Genomic DNA, 3,182 nt, shown 5'->3' with positions numbered 1-3,182 from the left:
GTCCACGCTGACGCCCAGGCAGCGCCGGGCGCTGGCCGCCGCGGTCCCGGCGCTCGACGCCCTGGCGCGCGCGGTCGACCGGCTGGCCGACACCCAGGGCACGTAACCCCGCCCGCGTTTCCTGGTGCCCCGGGCCGCGCGGTTACCCCCGTAACGGAGACAATGGCCCGAGCGAGCCAACGGCGCGTCCGGAAGGGGGCCAGGTCAACATGTCACGGTCCGGGCGTTTCGCCGCGTGGTGGCCGGGAGGGGGCGCGGACCCCGGGGAGGGCCGCGAGCCCGACCCGAGGTTCACGTTCGCCAACGAGCGCACGTTCCTGGCCTGGAGCCGGACAGCGCTCGCGCTCGTGGTGGCCGGGCTCGGCATCGTGCAGTTGCTGCCGCCGTTTCCCCGCGTCCCGGTCGGCCGCCACCTGCTGGGGGTCCCGCTCATCGTGCTCGGCGCGGTGCTCGCGATCGTCGCGTACGGCGAATGGGTGCGGAACCAGCGCGCGCTGCGCCGCGGCGACCCGCTGCCGCGCTCGGTCATGCCGTGGATCCTCGCCGCCACGATCGCCGGAGTAGCGGTCATCTCCGCGATCGTCCTGCTGATCTCGGCGCTCCGATGACCGACCCCGAGCCGAGCGATACCGCGGCGAGCGAAACTGAGGAAGGCGACGCCGGCCTGGCGCTCGAGCGCACGTCGCTGTCCTGGACGCGGACGGCGCTAGCCTTCGCCGCCCTCGGCGGCGTCATGCTCAAGGAAAACGTGATCACGGGCTTGATCATCCTCGCGGTCGTCCCGCTGATCTGGCGTCTCGGCCGGCTGCCGAGAAGCGGTTCTACCCTCGGCGGGCTGCCCACCGTCGGCGGCAGGCGCATCCGCATGATCACCGTGTCCATCGTCGGGGTATCGCTGCTCTCCCTGCTCGTCGCCGTGCTAGGCCCCTCCGTCCCGGGCGCCCTGCACCGCTAGCCGTGCATAGTTGGTCCATGACGCAGCGACCACGGCCGCGCACGGCCGAACTGCTCGACCTCGCGCCGCATCCCGAGGGCGGCTGGTACCGGGAGACGTGGCGCGCCGGCCCGGCGTCGCACCCCGACGGCTACCCAGGCCTGCGCGCCGCCGCCACCGGGATCTACTTCCTGCTCGCTCCCGGCGAGGAATCCCGCTGGCACCGCGTCAGGTCGGACGAGGTATGGCTCTGGCACGCCGGCGGCCCGCTGCTCATGCTCGACGGCGGTGACGGCGACCGGCCGTCCGGGCAGCCGGAAACCACGACACTAGGGCCGGGCCTCGAGACGGGCCAGGTCCCGCAGCACGTCGTTCCGGGCGGTCACTGGCAGGCCGCCCGCCCGGCCGCCGGCGAAGAAGTGCTGGTCAGCTGCGTGGTGGCGCCGGGCTTCGACTTCGCGGACTTCACCCTGCACGAAACGTAAGGAAAGCCTCTTCCCAGCATCCGTCACCTGGTCGCCCGCCCCAGCAGGGACATGGTAAATGTGACTGTGACCGATAGTTGGCCCCTGTGACTGATACTTGGCCCCATATTCAGAAGAGCTGCAGATGTTCTATCGACGCTCGTTCGCGGCGGCTGCCTCTCAGCCTTGGTCTGCGGTGATGAGGCGCGGGATGATGGCTTGCTCCGCGTATCCGCCGCTGCCGTCTGGGGTGATGTGCCAGGCGTGCCTGCCGGGCAGGATGGTGACGGCTTCGACCAGTTCCGTGCCGGCGTAGAGCAGTCCGGTGCCGTCTTCGGTTGCGTACCCGGCGGGCAGCGTCCCGTTGGCGATGAGTCCCCGGAACGCAGTCCGGCGGGGCTGGTCGTCGAGGTCGTCGTGGGCGCCGTTGCTGTAGGGGAGGAAGGCGAGCCCGCCGGTGAACGGGTCGAGGCTGTCCCGGAAGGAGTCGGTTGGCCCGCCGGTGTGCCAGCACAGGCTGCCCGCGCTCCAGCCGGCGAGCACCACGCCTGCCTCCCAGCACTCCCGCAGGATTTCCGGAAGGCCGTGAGCGCGCCACACCGCGACCAGGTTGACGACGCTGCCGCCGCAGACCAGGATCACGTCCTGTCCGAGCAGGTGCGCCCGGACATCGGGTACGTTCGGCTGGGTGAACAGCTGCAGGAAGCTGAACTCGACGTCGCCGCGCCCGGCGAGCAAGCCGGCGAAGTGGTCGATGGCATCCTGCCTGTCGCCGACCGCGGTCGGGATGAGGCACACTTTCCGGACGGGACCGTTTGCCGGTGCGAGGCTGATCGCGTAGTGGAGCAGTGTCTCGGGCGGCGGCCCGCCGGGCTGGGGCTTCAGGACTCCGGAGAAGGCGAAGATTCGACGCCGTTCGGTGCTCACTGGCAAAGCTTACGAGTCTCGTCAGGGCCGCTTGTCAGCTTTGGTGGCCAGCCTGCGGAGTACCTTGATGTCGTCGATGTCCTTCGGCCGCCATGGCCCGCCGTTGCGCAGGCGCGGGTACTGCTCTTTCATGGCGAGCATGCCGGCGACGCTCATGGCTAGTACCGGCATGCCGTCGAGCCTCGCTGGCTCGTCGCTGAACGAGCCGGGCGGGAACAGCCAGTCTGAGAATCGTCCGTCGGGCTGGCTGAACGATCGGTCTGGGCGCCGGTCGAAGTAGGCGGTGCTGAAGTCCGCGCCGTCCCAGGTGAACTCGCAGGACTCTTCCGGCGGCTGGGTCGCCAGGGCCGTGGCGCCAGCTTCCACCAGCACTGCCCTGGACCGCCCGGCGTCGGTGCGCTCGACCCAGAACTCGACGTCGCCGTGCTCGCGGGTGATCCGGCCGATCCTCGCGTCGAGGCCCCAGCCTCCGAACAGCCACGCCGGGATGCCCGCTGCGCCCAGCGCGTTCACCACGGCCCTGATGACGCGCAGCTGCGCGGCCGTCCGCTCATTCACCGCACCAGTCTGCCCGAGGCACCGCCAGGGGCGGTAGCCGGCAGAGGGTCGATATCAATCAGTCCATACAGCCGAAGAACGCCGGGCTGCGTGATGTTCTTGTCTGGTAACCATGAGCGACGTGGGGCTGGTGCGATCAGATCGTTGCGGCCTGGATGAGCTGTTCCTGGCTTACGGAACCGGAGACGCGGAGCGCGGCCGCGATCACGGTGGCGGCAGAATGCTGCCTGTCTCGTAGTTGACGTGCCTCGGCACACCAAAACTCTGTCGACCCTCTGAACGGGGGGCCAAGTATAGGT

General features: G+C 70.0%; 5 protein-coding genes. 3 read left to right on the top strand and 2 right to left on the bottom strand.

The annotated features are described in order from the left end of the window. Positions 1-209: 209 nt before the first annotated feature. From WA805_RS28980 to WA805_RS28970, 3 genes are read left to right on the top strand one after another with little or no spacing between them, the layout of a single operon-like run. Entirely contained in the window at positions 210-608 is a 399-nt protein-coding gene (locus WA805_RS28980) for a YidH family protein (protein ID WP_425243916.1), read from the top strand. Further along, complete coding sequence (locus WA805_RS28975) at positions 605-955, top strand: DUF202 domain-containing protein (RefSeq protein ID WP_425243915.1); 351 nt, start codon at positions 605-607, stop codon at positions 953-955. Before WA805_RS28980 ends, WA805_RS28975 begins: the two co-directional genes overlap by 4 nt. 17 nt (positions 956-972) lie before the next feature. Continuing rightward, the gene (locus WA805_RS28970; RefSeq protein WP_422338749.1) at positions 973-1,419 is read left to right on the top strand and encodes a cupin domain-containing protein; all 447 of its coding nucleotides are present in this window, start codon (positions 973-975) and stop codon (positions 1,417-1,419) included. Positions 1,420-1,578: 159 nt separating this feature from the next. Here WA805_RS28970 and WA805_RS28965 read toward each other — a convergent pair whose 3' ends face one another. Beyond that, positions 1,579-2,325, bottom strand: coding sequence for a Type 1 glutamine amidotransferase-like domain-containing protein (locus WA805_RS28965; protein WP_425243914.1), 747 nt, complete (start codon positions 2,323-2,325; stop codon positions 1,579-1,581). 21 nt (positions 2,326-2,346) lie between these two features. Next, positions 2,347-2,883: a nucleotidyltransferase domain-containing protein gene (locus WA805_RS28960; protein ID WP_425243913.1), complete on the bottom strand. Its 537-nt coding sequence runs from the start codon at positions 2,881-2,883 to the stop codon at positions 2,347-2,349. Positions 2,884-3,182: the final 299 nt, after the last annotated feature.

Origin of the sequence: Trebonia sp., from assembly GCF_049794275.1 — a bacterium.
Lineage (GTDB): Bacteria > Actinomycetota > Actinomycetes > Streptosporangiales > Streptosporangiaceae > Trebonia.
This window is presented reverse-complemented; position numbering and strand designations above follow the sequence as displayed.

Excerpts from the sequence above, each read along its gene's own strand:
- WA805_RS28980 (WP_425243916.1), top strand. The coding sequence starts at position 210 with ATGTCACGGTCCGGGCGTTTCGCCGCGTGGTGGCCGGGAGGGGGCGCG.
- WA805_RS28975 (WP_425243915.1), top strand. The coding sequence starts at position 605 with ATGACCGACCCCGAGCCGAGCGATACCGCGGCGAGCGAAACTGAGGAA.
- WA805_RS28970 (WP_422338749.1), top strand. The coding sequence starts at position 973 with ATGACGCAGCGACCACGGCCGCGCACGGCCGAACTGCTCGACCTCGCG.